Source organism: Flavobacterium sp., assembly GCF_049318185.1.
Classification (GTDB): Bacteria; Bacteroidota; Bacteroidia; order Flavobacteriales; family Flavobacteriaceae; genus Flavobacterium.
This window is the reverse complement of the sequence record NZ_JBMOGV010000037.1, coordinates 1-20727: the sequence shown is the minus strand read 5'-3', so window position 1 is coordinate 20727 and position 20727 is coordinate 1. Positions and strand designations below refer to the sequence as shown.

Below are 20727 nucleotides of genomic sequence, written 5' to 3'. Positions count from 1 at the left end.
AAAAGGGTTACAGCTAATTTAAACCCGACTTTAGTCGGACAACAATGATTTTTTATTTAAGATATAAATTCACTAGCGTTTTGATGTTGTAAATATAAGTTCTTTGAAAGTCTTGTCTGTATTGGGTTTTAGCGCATATTTGGCCTAACACGATTTGAAAAGTTTCAGATTTTGGCTTAATATAACGCCTTGATAATCAATTTATATGAATCATCTTTATCACGATAAAAATTTTGAGATACTTAGTGTTTCCCTTGATGACGACAGGACTTCATGGACTAAGGCAATCAAAAGCGATCAATACGTTTGGACAAATATTTCAGACCTTCTCTTGTGGGATAGCCCTGTTGCCAAATTGTATGCTGTGGAATCAATACCTGCTAATTTTTTAATTGACCCGACAGGAAAAATTGTAGCTAAAAACCTTCGGGGCATTTCACTGTTGCAAAAACTTCGAATTAAACTGGGTAAATAGAATATCTTAGAATCGAATAGTGGGTTGAATAAAAAATTAGTTCGACTCACTATTTTATAGTCACTTAATACTTATCATTTATCAATTATCAACAATTAATTCGTCTTAAATTTTCAGTTATACTTATAAAAATCTAAAATATAATTTAACAAACGATTTTTAATCAAATAAAAAATATAGTTATGAAAAAAAATTTTCTCTTTTTAAGCTTGGTTATTATTTTTATTGGAATTTCTGGATGCGAACAGAAGGGCTGTACAGATCCAAAAGCATTAAATGTGAATTTTGATGCAAAAAAAGATGATGGTTCTTGTAAATATTCAAAAGTCACCTTTTATCAAAGTGCGGCTTACCTTGGAGGGATTACAATTAAGAAGGTTAGTGTTACGGTTAATGGTGTAAGTGTAGGTGAAACCGCCGGATTCTGGCCATCTGGACCAGGAAACTGTACCGCAACAGGAACAGTTCCTTACGAATTCACAAATGGTAATTCCATTGATTGGAATGCAGTAATTACTCTAGTTTCAGGAGGAGTTTTTTACTCATCAGGAACCGTTGCCCCAAATAGTAGTTCTACCTGTATAAAAATCAATGTAACTCCTTAATTAAGTTTGTAGAAGTTATTAGTTTTTATAATATATAATGTTTATATTAACCTAATAATTCTGTCCAGTACTGAAAACATAATTTTTCAATTTAAATTATTGTTTTTCAAATATTTACATATTTTATTATATCATACACGTCCGTGAGAAAATAACTCCCCCTTAAACACCCAAAATACTTGTAACATACTTCATGACTTTTATTAATGAATTATAATTTTATTATAAATAAATAATATATGTTTATCTATTTATAATTTGCTTTTATTATCTCTTTTAATGGATTTTATCAATATATTTTATAATTTTAATAATAATAGATTAATTACAACTATTAAGCATCAAATAATTGTTTATGCCCATTTCTCTTATTGCAAATTCAGGTTTACAGTTCATAAAGTCGTCTTTTTCTATTGATAGCACCGAACCCGTTATTAAGTCTATGGGTTTTTGTGAGATTCAGGATTATGACATGAGTACATATACCAAAACAATTTCTCTTGAACTGGCATATTATCTCTCTAATTTTGATTCCTGGGTTTTAAAGTCTAGTCTAAAAAAGGAAGGAAAAATTGATGAAAAAAATAAAATTTCTCTTGACTTAAATGAGCAAATTTTTAATCATTATAAGATTTCCGATGATGATGAATTTAAGAAAAGATATTCGATAAGTGATATTAAACAATGCATTGATTTATTTATTTCTAACCAAGATGATTCATTTTGGATTCCTTTTCCATATTTTAAAAAGAATACAGGGTATTTTGATTTTGGACCAACAGCATGGGCTAGATTAGTGATATATAAATCTACAATAAAAAATACCTATGATTTTGTTGTAGCCTTTGATACTAAAATTGAAGATAACATTACAGAATCATATTTACTCCCTAAATCGGAGGACACAGTAGCCGGGGAAAATACTTTTTCATTGATTGATGATGAAGATTTTCTTTTAAAATTTCTTGATAGATCAAATAACAATGGATGGGTTTTTGATGGTTTGAGAAATGGTTTGATTAATAGAGGTAGATTAAAACCTGAAACCGAATCACTGAAATTTGCAGCATGTTATGTTTTCCTAATTCGGTATTTAAAAAAATTAAAGTCAAATAATATAGATGATCCGCATATAACAAATAATTCAATATTTGACGATATTTCATTGTTTTCTGATTCCAATAATGCAATTGATGTAGATCTTGTTCTTGATATTGGTAATTCAAATACTTGTGGACTTTTATTTGAAAATGAAAAAGGGAATTTTGAATTTGATAAAGTAAAAAAATTACAAATTCAAGATTTATCAGATTTTAGGAAACAATATGATAGTTCCTTTTCCATGCAATTGGCATTTGCCAAACCATCATTTGGCGACATTATCATTCCCGGATATAAAGTTTTTAGCTGGCCCAGTATAGTTCGAGTTGGAGAAGAAGCAGCAAATCATATTAATACGCAGAATTTTAATAATTTGAATCTATTTGATTCAACTAGTTTCCATTCCAGCCCAAAAAGGTATTTATGGGATAATAAAAAATCAGAATTGCCCTGGGAATATCTGAAGAAAAAAGATGATTTTACGAAAGATTTTGTATACTATGAGGGTTTGTCGGAGCAATTTTTAGAGAATGGCGAAGTTGATTTGCAAGGTAATTCTGATTGCAACAAGTATTATTCTCGTAAATCATTAATGACACTCGTATTTATAGAGATATACCTTCATGCATATTCCCAGATTAATTCGAGTGAATTTAGAAATTTTCATGGTAATCCTCAATCTCCCAGAAAAATCAAAAGAATCACTATTACCTGTCCAACTTCTATTGTTAAAGAAGAGCAAGTTGCACTAAGAAAATGTGCTTTAGACGCTTACAGAGTAGTGAGGCGGTTTTATGATAATGCCTATTTGAAAGTGTGGGATATTAAGCAGGAAGAAATAAAAATTATACCTGATCCAAAAGATTTGGCAATTAAAAACACTGAAATTGAAAGTAAACAACATTGGATTTATGATGAAGCTACTTGTAGTCAGTTAGTATTTTTATATGCCGAATTATCAAAGCGGTACTTAAATAATGCAGAAACTTTCTTTGATTTATATGGAAAGAATATTAATTATGGAAAAAATAAGTCACAAAATTCCTTAACAATTGCTAGTTTAGATATAGGCGGAGGTACAAGTGATTTAATGATTTGTAATTATGAGTATGAAAAAGGACAGGGGATGTCTGTTATTACCCCTAATCCCATGTTCTGGGATAGTTACAACTTAGCGGGGGATGATTTGTTAAAAGAAATTGTTCAGCAAGTAGTAATTGAGGGAGTAAAACAGAGTACTGAAAATGAAAGCAGTACTCACTCTATTTCGTTTAAAGAAATTAATATAGGAATTAAGCAAGCATGTATTTCAAGCGGTGTAAAAAATTATGCTGATAAGTTAAATTCATTTTTTGGTGTTGGTACAAATAATCAATCCTTCCAACATCGAATAATGAAAAAGAATTTTGTTACACAAATTGCTATTCCAATCGCATTAAAGTATTTAGAACATGCTACAAGTGAAGAGGAAGATACAGTAGTGGATATGGGATTTTTTTTCCCTAATAATTCATACAATGAACAATTGATTCAATATTTTAATAAGCATTTCAGTCCATTAAAATTTGAAGATATAAAATGGACTTTGTCCAGATCTTTGGTAAGTTCAATTATTGAGATTGTTTTCGAGCCTTTATTTAAGCAGATTTCTACTTTGATGTTCGTGCATAAAGCAGATTTTATACTTTTATCGGGCGGTCCTACTAGAATTCCTCATATAAGGAATTTGTTTTTAAAATATTATCCCTGCTCACCGGATAGAATTATTACATTAAAAAATTATAGGGTGGGTAGTTGGTATCCCTTCGCATCTGATTCCGGATATTTCAATGAACCCAAAACTATTGTTGCTGTTGGAGCAATAATAGCTTTGATGGGTGGTTCATTAGATAAATTAGATGGATTTAGGTTGAATACCAAAAATTTAAAAAATAAATTGTTGGGAACTTCTGATTACATCGGAGTAATGAACAAGGATACTCAAAAATTAGTTAATGTTAGTTTATCACCTGAAGAAAATAGTGCTAAAATTGAGGTTCATAGTTTGCCACTTATTATCGGTTATAAGCAATTAAGTAATCCTAGCTATAGGTCTCGACCGATCTTCAAAATCGAATTAAATAGAAATTACTTTATTCAAAGAGCAAAATCCTCAATCGGAGATGATAAAAGTGAAAATGTGATTATGGATGCTGCAAATCAGCTGATAGTTAAATTCAAACAGAAGATGCCCTTAAAAATTTATCTCTCTAGAGAATTTAATGAGAGTAAAGAAGCGCTAACTATAGAAAATATTATTGATTGTGATGGTGATGATGTAGCTAAACAATGTTTAATTCTAGAATTTATGACGTTGTTTGATGAGAAAGGATATTGGTTAGATACGGGAGAATTCCTTTTGAATATTCAATAATTTTTAACAAGTTTTTGAGTCTCACTTTAAAAAAATGATATGAGTTCTAATAATGTGATTGGTAAATATATTGATATAGTTGATAAATCAGTACAATGGGTTAAAGCCTTTGAAAAAGGGAAGAAGCGTTCTGAAAGTTTTATCGACTTAAAAACACAGAGTATTGAATTGAGAAAACTTTATCAGGTTATTGATAGAAAGCCTGTAATAACTTTATTTGGGGCAAGTCAGGTGGGAAAATCGTACATGGCCGACAATCTTCTTAATGATGATACAAATCGTTTTTTTGTTGTAAATCATCAGAATAAAAAGCCATATAATTTTAAAGATGAAATTAATCCGATAGGTGAGGGTACCGAGGCAACTGGTGCTATTACAAGATTTGTTAGTGAGTTGGAATCTGATATAGACTTATTACCGGTAAAAATAAAAATATTTAAACCGGTTGATATTATTTGCATAATAATCGATTCCGTATATAACGATTTTAAAGAAACTAAAAATTATCCAAAACCCGACAAAACTCAAATTCTAGCCCATTTAAATCAAATAGAAAATTATATCGACAAAAACGTAAATCAATTATTTTTGTCAGACAATGATATAATTTCGATTAAGCAATACTTACATTCTTTTTCTTCTAATACTGTTGCCTTTTTAAAAGATTTAGATACTTTAGAATTTTGGGAAAAAGTTGGTGAGAATATCCAATATATACCACCAAAAGCCTGGAGTAGTATATTTAATATTTTATGGTACAGCTCTGAAGAGATGAATAGCATTTTGGAGGAATCTCTTGGGTTGATGGAACAATTGAATTTTGAATTTGAACTAAATATTGATTTTGCCCCCCTTCTTAGAATTAATAAAGATGAAAAAGATAAATATATACCCGTAATTAATGTTGACTGTTTTAAATATTTCTTTGATAAAGATGTTAAAAAAACCGTTGTTCAAACTAAACAAAAAAATTTAATTGAGGTTAATAATTCTATATTAGGTTACCTAACACAAGAAATCGTTCTTACTGTATCTGATAGTACCATTTTAAATAAACCCTTCATAAAAAATATTGAAATACTAGATTTTCCTGGTGCCAGATCTAGAGGCGAATTTACCAATTTCTCCGACAAAGTTGAAATGCTGAAAAGAGGAAAAATCGCTTATCTCTTTAATAAATACTCAGATAACTATCAGGCAAGTATATTGGCTGTTTGTTTTCGAAGTGTGGTTCAATCTAATGTTAGAACAGTTCCTGCTATTTTAAATAATTGGATAAATAAAAATATTGGGGAAACTGAGGAAATGCGAGATAATTTTATACAAAATAATTTACCTCCCTTATTCATCGTATCAACTTGGTGGAATAAAATGTTAGAATATAATTCCAATTCAATTGTTATAATAGAAAGACTATCAAATTACTTTACTTACAGGTTTGACGAAGAAATTTTTAAGGGATTTGATTGGATCAATAATTGGCAAAAAAAGAATAACGTCTTTAATAACTTTTATTTATTACGTTCTGCAACAGAACAATTCTCAGGTAGTTTTTTCAAATATGATTCATCCGGAAATGAAATTTTAGATTTATCCAACGCTTATGTTTCAGATAGAACCAAAGGTTTTATAGAACAAATAAAACAGGAATTCGTTCGCTTAAATGAGAGCTATAAGTATTTTAGTAATCCAAATAAATCTTTTGATGAAGCTAGTTTACCGGGAAAAGATGGAAGTGCCTGGATAATCGAAAATTTATTGAAACGTGCAAATAGTAAGTTCACACTCCCACTTTTTATTAATAAAACTAATGATGCTGTTAATAATGTAAATAATATTTTAAGGCCAAAATTTAGATCTGGCGGAGCAGATGAAGCAATTAAAAAAAATCATAGACACAGTCTAGATTTAAGATTAAACCTAAATGTAAATTTCGAAAAAAATCCTTATTTGTTTGGCCAATTCATTCAGCAATTTTTGGTTTCTGAGAGTAAAATATTTGAATTTTACCACGATCTTTTACAAAGTAATCTTTTAATAAAGAAGCAAGAATTAAATAAATATATTTTATTGCGTGTAGATAATCCTTCTATTAATTTAAATTTATCTTTTGAAGAAAATATAGAATTGCTTCGTCAACGATATCGCTATGATACAAGTGAACAAGTAATTGAATATTTTAATAATAATGATATTGATTTAAATCAGTTATTTTTTGGTGACTTACATAATTTACAAAACAATTCTCTGATATTGGCTGAAAAAGCCATGGAATATTGGTTTAATGAAAAGCTTACAATTGAAAACTTTGATGATTTTAAAAAATATAATCTCAACCAAAATTTATTAAATGAATTATTTGATGTTTTAAAAACCCTTTTTAAAGATAAATTGAAATTGCAAGATTATATTTCAATGTTAATTCGTCAGTTCGTTGATGGACAAATTAAAATTGATAAAGCAGAAGATATGATTGCTCACATTACCGCAGGAGTAATTAATAAATTTGTTACCTCATCTGGTTGGGAATTTTTCGATCAAGATAGAAAAGATGAAATAAAAGCCACTTCTGAAATTAATCAATTAAATCTCATTTTTCCCGATGATAATTCAAACAAAATTGAATTCGTTGTTTCAAATCAGAAATCAGATGCTTTATCAATCGAAGAAGTTCTGGAATATATGGAAAATTTAAATTCTAATTTGAATCAAAAAACAATTGATGATAAAATGAAAAAAATGGTGCCCATGATTTCGAATTTTCAACGTTGGTTAAATTTAATGGAAATTGCTTTTATAACTACCTGTGATATACCCAATTACGATATTAATGCTAACAACAAGCTTGGAGAGATTTTGAAAGAATTCGATAGTTTAGATGCTTTAAACTAAATAATTAAAATGGCTTCTCAATTACTTTTTAGAGTTGATAAAATTGAAAATTTTAAAGCATTAAAATTTGAAGGTGAGTTTGCCTATAAATTACAGCCAAAAATTTCAAATTTTTTGCAAAGTAAATTGGGAGATTCATTTATTAATTTTTTTCCTGAAGTTGTAATTCACAATCTTTCCTTTGGCAAAGCATCCTGGTATTGCCTTTCTGGAACGGTGATAAAGCCTTTTCAACAACTTACAATTGATGAAAAATCATTAGTTGATCAACAAATTGAAAAGGTTAATAATTTTTGTAACAAATTAATTAATTCTTCTCTTACTAATGAAAGAGAATGGGGAAGTTTGCTGCAAATTGCCTTAAGAATTCCCGATTTTTCCAATGTTTTTTTGGTTGACACAAATGTTTCAATTGCAATGTGGGCATTTGAATCTTTGCCACAATTAAATAAAAATACTGGTCTATCAATTAGTTTATATGAGCCTATCTCACTTCCATCAAATCTTGCATCACAACCTTATGAAAGTTATGAGGATTCAAGTAAATCAGAAAATCCTTTTGAAAAAAATATTGTTTCCTCATCAACTGATTTGAACAAAGTATCCGATGAATTAGTAGAGGATACTTCTACATTAGGTGAAAAAACAAAGTCTATTTCGAATAATGAAAATAGTAAGCCTATTCGTGACGACTCAATTTTTAAAAAATTGCTTAAATGGATACTTAGAAATTGGTGGTGGATTTTGATTTTAATTTTACTTATTTTATTTTCAATTTGGTTTTTATTTAAGCCCATCAATATTTTACCAAAGGTTAATGTTTTACCTCCAATTGATACTACAAAGATTAAACTTAGTGATGATAGCCTAGGTTATGTATTATCCGATCGTTTGAATATTTCCTTTAATGGTGCTAACACTGATATCAATTCATTTGCAAAAAAATTCAAAAAGGTTTTTTCATCGGATGACTATAAAATAGTTTTTTATGATACACTAATGCCTTCAATTCAGATAAAAATTCCGGTTGCAGATAAAAAAAATGTGATAAATACCTTAAAAACGAAATTTCCTGAATTCGACCTCTTAATTTTCGAAGAAACTATTTATAAAAATTCTAATCTTCCTAATGACCCCTCCTTTAACGACATTAATAAAAGCTGGTACGATAGAGTTATCGGTTTACCCGATGCTTGGAACTTATCTCAGGGGAATCGCGATTTAGTTGTTGCAATTATTGATGATGGATTTGATCTTACTCACAAGGAATTCGAAGGTAAAATTTATAAACCCTTTAATGCAACTACAAGAAATTCTATTGTTAATACTGGTCAAAATTTATATCATGGAACTCATGTTGCAGGTTTAGCAATCGCAAATGCAAATAATTATTTTGGAATTTCTGGTGCAGCGCCAAATTGTAAACTTATGCCCATACAAGTTGGTGATTATTTCGGACGAATGAGTACTATGTCTATTTCTATTGGAATTCAGTATGCAATCAATAATGGTGCTAATGTTGTTAATTTGTCATTAGGCAAACAATTTCCAAAGTTTTTGAAATATCTGCCTGTTGAATTACAAAAACAATATATTCACTCTTCCCAAGAAGATATAGATGCAGAAAAAGTCTGGAATAAGATTTTCAATTACGCATATGCTAAAAATGTTACAATAATTTTAGCAGCAGGAAACGATGATGTTTTAATTGAATTAGATCCAATGCATAGAAGTGATAAAACTATAATTGTTTCTGCCAGCGACTTTAATAATGGAAAAGCAAGTTTTAGTAATTATGGATATAATTCCACTATAAGTGCGCCTGGTGTTTCAATATTTAGTAGTATCCCCAGGCAGAATTTTGATTTCCTAGATGGTACTAGCATGGCTGCTCCTATTGTTACTGGATGTATCGCTTTGTTAAAAAGTGTAAACCCCTCTCTTTCTTTTAATCAATTGGTTGACTTAATTCAATCTACTGGAAAGCCAATTTTTGCAGGTTACAAGAATGTCGGTAATTTAATTCAAATAAAACAAGCTATGAACATAGCTAGTCAAGATCGGAAGAAAACACCCGTTTCTAATTGTTCTGATGTTCAGCGGAAAATTGATAGTCTTACACAGGAAATTGATAAATTGCGCAAAATTTGTATGAATAATCAAAACCAAACAAAAGATACTTTTAAAATTCCTCCTAAACCAAGCAATTTCGATTTCGCAAAAGGAAGATGGAAAAGTTCATCTCGTTTGTATAATACTAAATCCGGACTGAGTGTTACCCTATTTTTTGATATCAATCAAAATGGAACCGGCAAAATTTCCCTCTTTCAAAGTGATAATACTGTATGTGAGGCAAATATGAATTTACAATTTAAATCTAATAATACAATTTTAGTCAGACAGCAAAATGATTTTTCTTGCCAGCCCGATTTACTTAAATTCAAGCCTTATAGTTTTGTTTGTAGCGCAGATAATAATGGTACTGCTACCTGTGAGGCTCAAAATAATTTAATTAGTAATAATCATTTTACATTTAATCTCATCAAAATAAAATAATTTCTATGTTTAAAAAAGAAAATGTATTGTCAAGTATTTTACAGATGATTAGTTTTACCGCTATAATTACGTTCGTATATATGGGGTATATGTATAATTTTAATGATTTTAAAATTACTTTATTTGTTACACTTATTTCTACTTTACCTCTTGCCTTTTTAACATATTATCTAGTAAATTGGAAAACCAAAAAGAAAAAGGCTAACAAAGATTTAAATAATAGGGTAGCTGAAAATGTTTTATTATCTATTTATATCGTTATTGCGATTTTTTTATTTTTTATAGTAAATAATTATTTTAACGTTGAATTCAATAAAAAAGATTCTATTAAAAAAGAAGTTCTTAATTATGCTAGTGATAATTTTCCAAAGCTTATTACACAATATAAAAAAGCTGTTGATATTGAAATTTCAAATCGAGAAACTAAGTTTTCAAATGGATTGGCAAAGGTAAGGGGGAGTAAAAATAAAACTGGATTTAGCGAAATGATTGAAGCAGTAGATGGAACAATCACTTCAACTGATATTGATTACTTAATTACGTATAAAAACAGTTATATTAACAGACTCAAGACAGACAAGTATCGAACAGATAGTATTTCTAATTCTATAAATAATTACACCAATGAATTAAAACGAATATTTAATAATTGGGAAATTACACAGGTAAAATTTTACTATGAAAATATCGGAAACCAGTATAATAAATTTTATTCCATTCTTCAAAATAAGTTTCCCGATCGAACATTTGAAGGCGTACCCTTTAAAAGCAAATTTCCTACTATACTTACTTCACTTACTAATGGTTCCGTTATTATAATTTTTTTAGCCCTCCTTGTATATGTTTTAATGCATTTATTTATTTTATATGTATATTTTTCAGCAACTCGTCCAGAGGGTTTGGAAACACAGGGAAATAAAAAGCAAAATGATGATGCGCTTCTTGAGTTCTAATGCATTTATTTTTTTATAAAAAACAGTAAAAATCATGTCTCTCAGCCAAGAACAAAAAATAATTTTAACAAAATTCAATCTTGAAAATAATTTTGATTTGTTAGAGAAAGCACTTAGTGAGCGAATATTATCTCTTGAAATCTGTAAGTCAAATGATATTGAGATTTCTAAGTTACTTGAAGTTGTGTCGAATATTATTCTTAAAGGTGGAATCAAAGAATCAATTTTAGAGATTGAAGGGTTGCATAATGTTTTTAACGAGAATCAGAAATGTAAACTATCTTATTTACATCTCAACCAATTGGATATAAAATCAGAGAATTTTGAACGAATATTGAGAAGGTATGTTGATAATCGATTAATCTATAAGGATTTTATTGTTCTTGAAAAAAAAATGATTGATGAAAAAAGATATAATCAAATTTTTCGAATAGAGCTTGGACCTAGTATTGTTGAAGCAGTAAAAATATATAGAGAAAAATTTAATGATTTACCAGAACCAGGCCTGAATAAGACTAATATTTTTGTTATTGGATTGGTTGGTTCAGGTAAAACTGTTCTTACTATCGCATTATTCAATTATTTATTTAATAGAGGATTGTATGAATTTCCTGTATTGGGTAACAATATAGGAAAAGAAATAATTGAAGACCTTATGGGTTATTTCCGAGAGGGGCATCTTGCTCCAGCAACTCCTGAGTCAATGGCATTGTATGTTTCAGCAAATATAAAATCCAAAAGCAATCAAACTATTCCGATCAATTTTTTCGATTTGAGCGGTGAAATTTTTCAGCAATCAAAGAATAAAAATTTTTCCGACATGCCCCACAATTTTAGAAAATATCTTGAACATGACAATAATAAGGTATTCCTTTTTACTATTGATTATCAAAGTGTAAATACAGCATTTAGACAAGCAACAACATTAACATCTATTTTAACTTCTTTAAAAGAAGCCAAAGTTTTAAATTATACAATTTCGATTTGTTTAGTAATTACAAAATGGGATTGTTCAGGTTTAACTGATCAAAGTTTCGATATTCAGAAAGAACATGCACATAATTTTCTTAATTCCCACTATTTACAACTAAAAAATTTGTGCGCTGAATATTCTTCTGAATTTGGATTTGAGTTTAAGATTTTTCCATTTAGTTTAGGTATGATTGATAAATACGATCAAACTATTAACTTTAATTATGTATATACAGAAAACCTATATAATTGGATTTCTACTTTTCCGATTAAAAAAACTAACAATTCTAATAATTTCTTAGGTAAATTGTTTTCTTCTAATAAATAAATTGAATTTATGCATTTGTTTGATAATAATAAAATAGGTTTAATTTTTTATGGAACTTATGGAGACCTTGGTAAACGACCAATATTTACGCTAAATATTAATTTAGACATAGACTCACTTAATAAAAAACTCCAGGATCTTAGAGGAGTAATGCCAACTGAATTAGATGACTACTATTTTATTAACTATTTTGAGGGGAACCCCTCTTTTTCAGTTGTATCTCTCGTACACTATATTCTAGATGGTTTGAAAAGACCCGGATATATTGTTACTTCAATAGTTATTAGTAATAATTACCAAATTAGAGGTACCGATATCCGTATTTTATTACATGAATTATTTTCTGGGCTTAAGAGTAAATACTTTATTCCTATTGGAACTCACTATACCATTGATTCAAATAGACCGATAAATGGAGATTTATTTAACGATATTCTTGAAAAATTTAATAATCGATTACTGCCTAATAATACAAGTAATATCAACCCTGTTTTACCTTCTAATGATAAAAAAAATAATTTTTTCAGTTATCAAAATAGCATTGATTTAGAAGAGAAATTAGATAAATATAACAATACTCAATTTTTTAAATACGATAAAATTTTTCTATTACACAACTCAAATGTAGACAAGTTGCCTAAGACTAGTGAATTTGAATTTTCAATTTATGAGATAAGTAAACCATCAAAGTACATAACAATTTCTATTACAGATACAAAAAATAATCCTCTTAGTCATGTAAACCTGCATTTTAAGGGTAATAATTTTACTGATAGTAAAATGTATTATAGTCCTGAATTAATTTATTATATTCCGGAGGACCCAGGTTTTCCAATATCCATTACTATTCAACGAGAAGGCTATAGAGAAGAAGTCATTCTTATCGAGGAACATCATTTAGCTTCTAATCATTTATTAAAAAGACAAATACAATTAGTAAAAAATAATTTATCCACCTCGGATAAAAAAAATAATTTAAAAATTAGGGTAGTTGACTATCAAACCAAGAAAGCTTTACAAAATGTTGAAATTAGTATTTATAAAAATCAAAGTTTAATCAATTCTAGCTCTATAGATGAATCTCGTGAGTTTCAATTTGATTCAATCGATATGGGAAGTTTACATATACAACTTGAAAAATCTGGTTATCATAGTCACCAAACAGATTTAAGTAATATTTCAGGAAATTTTGTTGAGTACAAGTTAAAAAAGAAATCAATTAAGTTAATAATACCTATTACAGTAATTGTCTTAGTAATTACTGCTGGAATCTTCATTTGGTATTATTTCAATACACCACCCCCAAATCTTGATCGCTCAGAAATACTTTCAATTACAAATCAATTGGACTCAATTGGTAAGTTAATTGATAAAGCAGATTCTAAGGAAAAATTAGAAAACATTCATTGGGGTAGTGATATTTCTTTATTAAAGATTGATAAGAAATTTGCTACAGTTGAAGAAATCAATACAAAAATTACTTCAATTGACGAGCAGTATAAAAATAAATTAAATAAATTTATTTCGCCTCAACCACCTGAAACGAAAGAAAAAATTCCTACTCCTGATTCCCCTAAAGTTAAAGAAGATACTAAAGGTGTAGTAAAGCAGGACAAAGAAAAATTAGCTGTAAATAGTTGGAAAGATTTAAGAGACAAATATGAAAATGTTGGAGTTCCTGAGTCATCCCAAAAAGAACTTCAAACTAAGATTTATTCATTTATCAACAAAAATAAATCTGTAGAAGAGGAAATTAAAAAATGGATTAAAAATAACAAAACAAAAAAATTATCTAAACAAATTAAAGATTTTTTAAATTGAAACTATAAATTTTTTGTATATGAAGTATATATTTTACACCTTTTTATTATCATTAATGCTCAGTTCAATAATCATTTATACCAGTTATAGAACTAGTTCCAGTTCCAGTGAAATTGTATTCAAGCCTGGTAGTTATGCAGATTCACTTCGAAAAAAGATTGAAAGGGAAAATAATTTTGATTATAATAAGTTTTTAACGTTGAATGCAGATATTCAATCTGCAACAAATACGAATATTATTGATAAATCTGAGGCTAAAAATTTATTTAAATATTTTAATACCCAATTTTTTTATTTAACTAAAACCGCCGCGGAAAGTAATTTCAAAAATACGGTAGTTGTAAGTTCCCAATTGCAAGAATGTATAAGAACATTGTCTAAATTAGATTTAGATGATCCATTTCTATCAAAGGAAAAAAAGCAAATTATCTCTGATTATAATAGTTTCAGTAATCATATTCTTTTAATCAATCAGTCAACAGCTTTTTACGATCGAGATACTCTTTGTGACGAAAAAAAATGCGATATTTATTTAAATGATCTGAAAAGTAAAGTAACTACGGAATTAGTAAGTAATAATAATAATTTATTAGTAAGAACTAATGAAATTATTAAAAACTTGACTAATCTAAAAGATGCGCATTCAGTTTATAAAGATGCTAAAGAAAAGATAAATAAAAATCAAGCCGCAGATATATCCGACTTGCCAATTTTATTAGATAATGCACATGGAATTAAATTTTATCAAAAAAAATTTAAAGAAATTAAGCAAAAAAATTTTAAAGAAATTAAGTAGCCATAAATTTTAAATCCTAATTTATGTTTTATTTTAAACTAAAAAAATATCATTTTACTCTTTTAATTTTCTTAATTATATGTAATTATAATGTTTATGGTCAAATCAATTATGATTCATTGTATCGTATTGAATACAAAAATAAAAAAGACCTTGAATCTCAAATTAATCAACTGTATAAGTCATTAAATGAACTCAATAATATATTTAAGTCAAATTCTAAACAAGAGGACCAAAATAAAAAGGAAATTAGTTCAATTGAAAATGAAATTAAGCAATATGATTTAGTTCAAAATGAGAAACTTAATCTTTTAAATGCTCAGATTGTTTCTTTAGAAAATTTTAAAAATAGCATTACTGCTTCTGATCCTATAATTAATCTAAAAAATCAGTTTGGAGATCTAAAAAAATATAAGACACAACTCTATAAGCAAATTTCTGATCAGCAGAAAGAATTGATTAAACTTAACAATGATTTATCGCAGTTAACTGATATTACTCAAAAGCCAGTTATTGAAAGATTTGAGAAAGATAGCAAGGCTTTAAATGATTATATTGTAAAAATTAATGCTCAGATTCTCACTGATATTCGTAAAATATTACTTACTGATTCTTTTGATGTAGCTAGAAAAAATACATTAGCTGCTCTTAAAATGCGATTACCTAATAATCAATCTTTAATTGATAGTATTAATCGTTTTAGTAAAGTTGTCGATTATATTGATGAAGTTAGGTCTTTTTTGAATCAGGATTATGATAAGGCAAATCATGTAAATATTAAAAATAAGTATTCAGAGATTCAAAAGAATCCCGTTTTGTTTAATACCAAACAAAATGAAAAAATTGATGATTATAATTATTTCTTAGATTATTATTGTAGTATCTATTCAGAAAATTCAAGAAATTGGAATTCTTTGATTATAAAAGTTATCGATAGCGATTTTAATGAACTTGATCGGCTAAATTTAGAAAACTATTTTAAGGATAACACTTTTGATGATGATTATTCATACTTGAAAAAACAAAAAATCAATATTTTATCAGCTATTAATAATCGAAATGTAAGCCAATTGAAGGGTTTACAATTACGTACTTTAAACTGTTCTAATAATGCGAATTAGAAATTTCAATTTATGTAAAGGTTTTATTACACTTTTCACTTTAGTTTTTTTTCCACTATTGTGTTTTGGTCAAATTTATACGAAAGAGGATATTGAAAAAATACGATACGAAATTGATAACCTTAATGATACAGTTGCAAAACTTCAATCCGAATTAGTAAAGATACAAACAAGTAATAGCCCCGTAGTAAATAATATTCGTATTCAAGATGACCTAATTAAATCTAAAAAAAATATTTACGATCAATTAAAAAAAACTTCTGCATCTTCAATTGCTGATTTACAAAATAAGATTAAACAATTGGAAGGTGATTCAGTTAGAGTTTTGATTGAAATCAGAAAATCAAATGACACTAGTACCACTTTAAAAGACCAAAATTCTAAAATAAAAAATGAAATTGATATATTAAAAAGTGATTCTACAAATAATCAAGTTAATCTATATCTATTACGTAAAAAAATTGATGACAACAAGCGCAATCTAGAATTAAAAAAAGATTCTCTTGAGAAGGATAATGATATCAAAAGGAATTATCTGTACGAAATGTATAAAAATCGACTTGTTTCTCTAAATAGTGATTCATCACTTAGTTCTATTAATTATGATGATTTTATAAAATTTAGAAATACATTAGTTCAACTCCAGTTGAATAATAATCTTCTTGCTTTGCCCGAACAATTTATACAATATCAATCTTTAATTTATGGAGTTAAAAAATTATTAAATGAGCCGTTACCATTAAATTGCTCTTTACTAAGTCAAAAAAGTTTAGATATTACTAGTTTTCTACAAAAATATAAGAGTAATGAACTCCAAATTTTTGTAGTAACAAAATATCAGAATCTTTTGAATAATTATCAATCTAAGATTAATTCAATTTCTTCTTGGTTTACTACTAATACTAGAATTATTAACAATTGGGAGAGTCCTCTTGGAGCAAACAAAGCACAAATAAGTGCTGATATAAATAAAAAACAAAATGATGCAGAAGACTATCCGGCTATTGTAGCCGAGCTTGCAAGATTTCTTTATTTGCGAAACACTCGATTAGACAAAAATGATATTAGTACACATAAATTTAAGTGCATAAATTAGTTTTAAATTTCCATGTATGATAACAATTGCTTCTACATCTAATACGACAGTTAAAATGTTGCTTTTGCCATTGAATTATACTCAGTTATACAATAAGCTCAAGTTAATTTTAAATTCCCGTGAAATTTTATTTTTTACTAAGCCTGAAGGAAGTAGTAGTGAGTTATATTGGACTTATGACGTTTCTTCTTCCAGTATTGTGAAAACATTTTCACAATTAAATTCGGATGACAAAGAAAATTATATTAATGAACTTGAATTGCTTAAGTCAGATGTGTTATTTAAATTAAATAAATCTCAGGATAAAGATTTAAAACAAATTGCCGATAAATTATTTATTATTCCAAATAACGATTCTTTAAAAGCATTAGTTATTGATAATCAATGGAGATTTATCATTACTGAATGGGGTTGTTTAAATCTTGTTGCCGACAAAGGAACTGATGTGATTTCAAATCTTTTCGCTATTCCACGTTCTAATTCTGATATAGTTATTCTTAATTTCTTCGAAAAACAGAGCAAAACTTCTTTATGTAATTATCCATTTATACTTGAATATCAGGGAATCGCTCTGGAATACTCTACTGATCAAAGTGGTAATTTTAATCGTGGTAGGTGCATAATAGGTTCCAAATTTTCAATTAAAGCAAATAGTAATCATAAATTAAGAGATGTAGAAACATTTGAAGTTAGAAAAGATGATTTATATAATGTTTATATTAGTGAATTTCAGAATATTTCAATAAATATTATTAATCAAAATAAAGAACCTATTACAGGAGAAGGGTTCTCCCTTTCGAATGGTGACAAAAGTTTTCTATTGAAGTCAAATGAAAATGGTGAAATATTTTTCGATGATATCGAGATTGGAACAGAATTTACAATTACCGATATACAGTCTAATCGGAATGTGAATTTGATGGTAGAAAAAGAGAAATTTACCTATGAATGTGTTTTTGAGCGTAATGAAAGTGTTCAAGTAAGCATCCAAGTAGTTAATACAGATAATATTCCAATCTCCATGTATGAGATTTCAATAGAAAAAAATAAAAATAGGTCAATGATTCTTAGTGATAGTAATGGAATGATATTTCTTGAGAACTGCTATTGTGATGAAGAAATATTTTTATTAAATCCTAAAAACCCCAATAATACCTTAGTTTGTACTGTCCAAAAAAAGGATAATCAATTTGTATTTACTGTTACCGAAAACATAATTCCCGAAATTACTTTTACATTTATCGATTATAAAAAACGCCCTATAAAGAATAGGAAAGTTATTTTAAAAGTTGGAAATAAAAAGATAAAACTAAAAACCGATAATAATGGTGTTTGTTTAATTAAAGCCACTGAACTTGAAAAAAATCAGTCAGTTAAGGTTTCGGTTTCTTCACTGTTTAATATTATTTGACTATAATTTTTTTTTATGAGTTATAAAATTGATTTGAATGAAGGAATTTATGATTATACTGTACAAACTAAAAAGAGAATATTTTTTTGGTGGTTGTTACTTCTGCTACTTCCTTTATTGTTATTACTTCGTTTCGAGAAAAGTTTTTTTGTAAAAACTACTGATATAAATAATGTAGGTATTGCTACTAATGTAGATTTTTTATATCATAAAAGTTATTTGTATGATAATAAAAAACTTTTAACTGACAGTTTAGTACATATGCAACAATCTTCTGGTGCTAATGGAGTTGCTAAATTTGTAAATGTTAAGTATAGTTTATACTCATTGATTTTTAAGTATTTTTCAAAAGCTCAAATTTATTCAATTACAAATTGCTATTCTTCAGATACTTTATCACTCAATTTTCATTCTATTAAATCTAATGATACAATTCATTTAATTTTAAAGCCAACAACTTTGCATATTGATTTCAAAGTTGTTGATATGGATGATAATGAGCCTTTACCAAAAGCAACGGTAATTATTCAGTCTGAATTAGGAGGCACTAAAATTATTGATTCTGCAATAACTGAACCATCGGGATTAGTACATTTTAAATCTTTGTTAAAGTGCGGTACTAGTAACAATGTAAAAGCAAGTGCTTATGGGTATTATCCCGACAGTATAATCAATAAATCAAGTGAACAACTCATTTCAGGTGATCTCAATACAACTCGTACTTTACGCCTTCGTCCCATTCGTAAACCTATTGTATTTTATGTTGTTGATTGTATAACTAAGGTTGGACTAACCGAAGTAAATGCTACTATTAATTTTACATATCCGCAGAAAAATAATAAAACTGCAACAGTTAATGTTATTACCAACGAAAATGGAGTTGGTAAAGGAATATATGACTCTGCTACTTTATTAGCAACTTTTCGTATTACAGGTTCAAAGGATTTTTATGAGAATGGTGAATTACCAGGGATTCATGGTGAATTACCAGGGATTCATAAAGTAGTTGATTTTATAAATCCTACTTTATATCCCAAGGAAAAACGAACCTTTTGTTTAGAGCCCGATCCAAATCCTGTTTGTTTCGTAAATGTTGACTCATTAAATGGATCTCCCATCCCAGGTGTTAGTAATGATATAACAATAGTTGGTGCAGACAAAGTAAAGAAACAATTTAACAAAAAGAGCGATGCTAACGGACAATTTTGTATATCAGTAAGTCCTGGTGAATCAGTATCAATAAGTTCCTCACTTGATCCATATTATAAAGCGAATACTCAAACAATTGCAAATAAAACTTTTGATGAATTAGTTAAATCTATTGTTAAACCCATTAAAATTGAATTAGCTCCTGTTTTGGTTACTTTAAGTTTCCGTACTATTGAGGCTTCTAGCAATTCGGTTCTTGGTGATGTGAATCTATCGTTTTCTACAAGTCCAAATGATGCCCTAGTTCCTGTTATTCCTCCAAATAGTGGGGCAGGGGAGTTCCCAATTACAGCACGTTTAAATGCTATATTACATATTACTGCCTCTAAGCAAGATTATAAGACTAATGATTACACAATTGCAGGAAAAACTATAGAATATTTAATGAAGTCTACTCCTGCTGAAAGGGATATACCTCTTGAATATTCAGTTCCCTGTAATGAATCATTTGATAATAAAGGAGGCAATAATGGTCCTCTAGATGAATACATTAAATCACACCGAATAGGAAGAAATAATACTATCACAATTGATTTCGATTTTTTGACACTTTATGATTCTTATAAAATCTATTGTGGTAAAGATGTCAATGGCACAGTAATTGATAAGGGTTTACATGTAAGAGGTCCAAAATCAGTTAGGTTGGATTTAAAATCTTTTAATTGTTCCTCTGACTGGATTACAATAAGAATCTTTGATCCCGAACAAATTAGTGGTAAAGGTGGGAGTCAATTCAGTTATAGTTTTTCATGTAATTGTTCATGTAATTGATTACAATCTGTTTAATCTAAATACATTATTTATTTTTTATGATAATGCTGAGTTCAAATGATAAGTGCAATTTTTGAAACAAAAGGCGAAAAAAGCTTTTAAGGGCTTTTTTGCCTTTTGACCGAGTAGTACAACCTTTGTATTACTATGGACAAAAATTACACTCAACTCAGTTTGGTACAAAGGTATCAGATTCAAGCATTTCTT

13 protein-coding genes are annotated in these 20727 nt (G+C 28.2%); all 13 read left to right on the top strand.

Annotation, left to right across the window (positions count from 1 at the left end):
• Positions 1 to 205: 205 nt before the first annotated feature.
• Entirely contained in the window at positions 206 to 475 is a 270-nt protein-coding gene (locus ACOYLT_RS05240; protein ID WP_422852809.1) for a peroxiredoxin family protein, read from the top strand.
• A 182-nt stretch (positions 476 to 657) separates the two neighbouring features.
• Positions 658 to 1080 carry a hypothetical protein gene (locus ACOYLT_RS05235; protein WP_422852808.1) on the top strand — a complete coding sequence of 141 codons (423 nt, stop codon included), beginning with the start codon at positions 658 to 660 and terminating at the stop codon, positions 1078 to 1080.
• A gap of 355 nt (positions 1081 to 1435) precedes the next feature.
• A complete protein-coding gene (locus ACOYLT_RS05230; RefSeq protein WP_422852807.1) occupies positions 1436 to 4594 on the top strand; it encodes a virulence factor SrfB in 3159 nt (1052 codons plus the stop codon).
• Between the two features lie 39 nt (positions 4595 to 4633).
• Entirely contained in the window at positions 4634 to 7486 is a 2853-nt protein-coding gene (locus tag ACOYLT_RS05225) for a virulence factor SrfC family protein (protein WP_422852806.1), read from the top strand.
• A 9-nt stretch (positions 7487 to 7495) separates the two neighbouring features.
• Positions 7496 to 10042 (top strand): S8 family peptidase, encoded by a 2547-nt coding sequence (locus ACOYLT_RS05220; RefSeq protein ID WP_422852805.1) that lies wholly within the window; start codon positions 7496 to 7498, stop codon positions 10040 to 10042.
• Between the two features lie 5 nt (positions 10043 to 10047).
• Positions 10048 to 10995, top strand: a complete 948-nt coding sequence (locus ACOYLT_RS05215; protein ID WP_422852804.1) for a hypothetical protein — start codon at positions 10048 to 10050, stop codon at positions 10993 to 10995.
• A 34-nt stretch (positions 10996 to 11029) separates the two neighbouring features.
• Positions 11030 to 12295 (top strand): TRAFAC clade GTPase domain-containing protein, encoded by a 1266-nt coding sequence (locus ACOYLT_RS05210; protein ID WP_422852803.1) that lies wholly within the window; start codon positions 11030 to 11032, stop codon positions 12293 to 12295.
• Between the two features lie 9 nt (positions 12296 to 12304).
• Positions 12305 to 14116, top strand: coding sequence for a hypothetical protein (locus ACOYLT_RS05205; RefSeq protein WP_422852802.1), 1812 nt, complete (start codon positions 12305 to 12307; stop codon positions 14114 to 14116).
• A 19-nt stretch (positions 14117 to 14135) separates the two neighbouring features.
• The gene (locus ACOYLT_RS05200) at positions 14136 to 14912 is read left to right on the top strand and encodes a hypothetical protein (protein ID WP_422852801.1); all 777 of its coding nucleotides are present in this window, start codon (positions 14136 to 14138) and stop codon (positions 14910 to 14912) included.
• A gap of 23 nt (positions 14913 to 14935) precedes the next feature.
• Complete coding sequence (locus tag ACOYLT_RS05195; protein WP_422852800.1) at positions 14936 to 16033, top strand: coiled-coil domain-containing protein; 1098 nt, start codon at positions 14936 to 14938, stop codon at positions 16031 to 16033.
• Positions 16023 to 17129 (top strand): hypothetical protein, encoded by a 1107-nt coding sequence (locus ACOYLT_RS05190; protein WP_422852799.1) that lies wholly within the window; start codon positions 16023 to 16025, stop codon positions 17127 to 17129. Before ACOYLT_RS05195 ends, ACOYLT_RS05190 begins: the two co-directional genes overlap by 11 nt.
• A gap of 16 nt (positions 17130 to 17145) precedes the next feature.
• A complete protein-coding gene (locus tag ACOYLT_RS05185; RefSeq protein ID WP_422852798.1) occupies positions 17146 to 18540 on the top strand; it encodes a hypothetical protein in 1395 nt (464 codons plus the stop codon).
• Positions 18541 to 18555: 15 nt separating this feature from the next.
• Positions 18556 to 20520, top strand: coding sequence for a hypothetical protein (locus ACOYLT_RS05180; protein ID WP_422852797.1), 1965 nt, complete (start codon positions 18556 to 18558; stop codon positions 20518 to 20520).
• Positions 20521 to 20727 lie beyond the last annotated feature (207 nt).

Excerpts from the sequence above, each read along its gene's own strand:
- ACOYLT_RS05200 (WP_422852801.1), top strand. The coding sequence starts at position 14,136 with ATGAAGTATATATTTTACACCTTTTTATTATCATTAATGCTCAGTTCA.
- ACOYLT_RS05205 (WP_422852802.1), top strand. The coding sequence starts at position 12,305 with ATGCATTTGTTTGATAATAATAAAATAGGTTTAATTTTTTATGGAACT.
- ACOYLT_RS05185 (WP_422852798.1), top strand. The coding sequence starts at position 17,146 with ATGATAACAATTGCTTCTACATCTAATACGACAGTTAAAATGTTGCTT.
- ACOYLT_RS05225 (WP_422852806.1), top strand. The coding sequence starts at position 4,634 with ATGAGTTCTAATAATGTGATTGGTAAATATATTGATATAGTTGATAAA.
- ACOYLT_RS05210 (WP_422852803.1), top strand. The coding sequence starts at position 11,030 with ATGTCTCTCAGCCAAGAACAAAAAATAATTTTAACAAAATTCAATCTT.
- ACOYLT_RS05240 (WP_422852809.1), top strand. The coding sequence starts at position 206 with ATGAATCATCTTTATCACGATAAAAATTTTGAGATACTTAGTGTTTCC.
- ACOYLT_RS05195 (WP_422852800.1), top strand. The coding sequence starts at position 14,936 with ATGTTTTATTTTAAACTAAAAAAATATCATTTTACTCTTTTAATTTTC.
- ACOYLT_RS05190 (WP_422852799.1), top strand. The coding sequence starts at position 16,023 with ATGCGAATTAGAAATTTCAATTTATGTAAAGGTTTTATTACACTTTTC.
- ACOYLT_RS05215 (WP_422852804.1), top strand. The coding sequence starts at position 10,048 with ATGTTTAAAAAAGAAAATGTATTGTCAAGTATTTTACAGATGATTAGT.
- ACOYLT_RS05230 (WP_422852807.1), top strand. The coding sequence starts at position 1,436 with ATGCCCATTTCTCTTATTGCAAATTCAGGTTTACAGTTCATAAAGTCG.
- ACOYLT_RS05180 (WP_422852797.1), top strand. The coding sequence starts at position 18,556 with ATGAGTTATAAAATTGATTTGAATGAAGGAATTTATGATTATACTGTA.
- ACOYLT_RS05220 (WP_422852805.1), top strand. The coding sequence starts at position 7,496 with ATGGCTTCTCAATTACTTTTTAGAGTTGATAAAATTGAAAATTTTAAA.
- ACOYLT_RS05235 (WP_422852808.1), top strand. The coding sequence starts at position 658 with ATGAAAAAAAATTTTCTCTTTTTAAGCTTGGTTATTATTTTTATTGGA.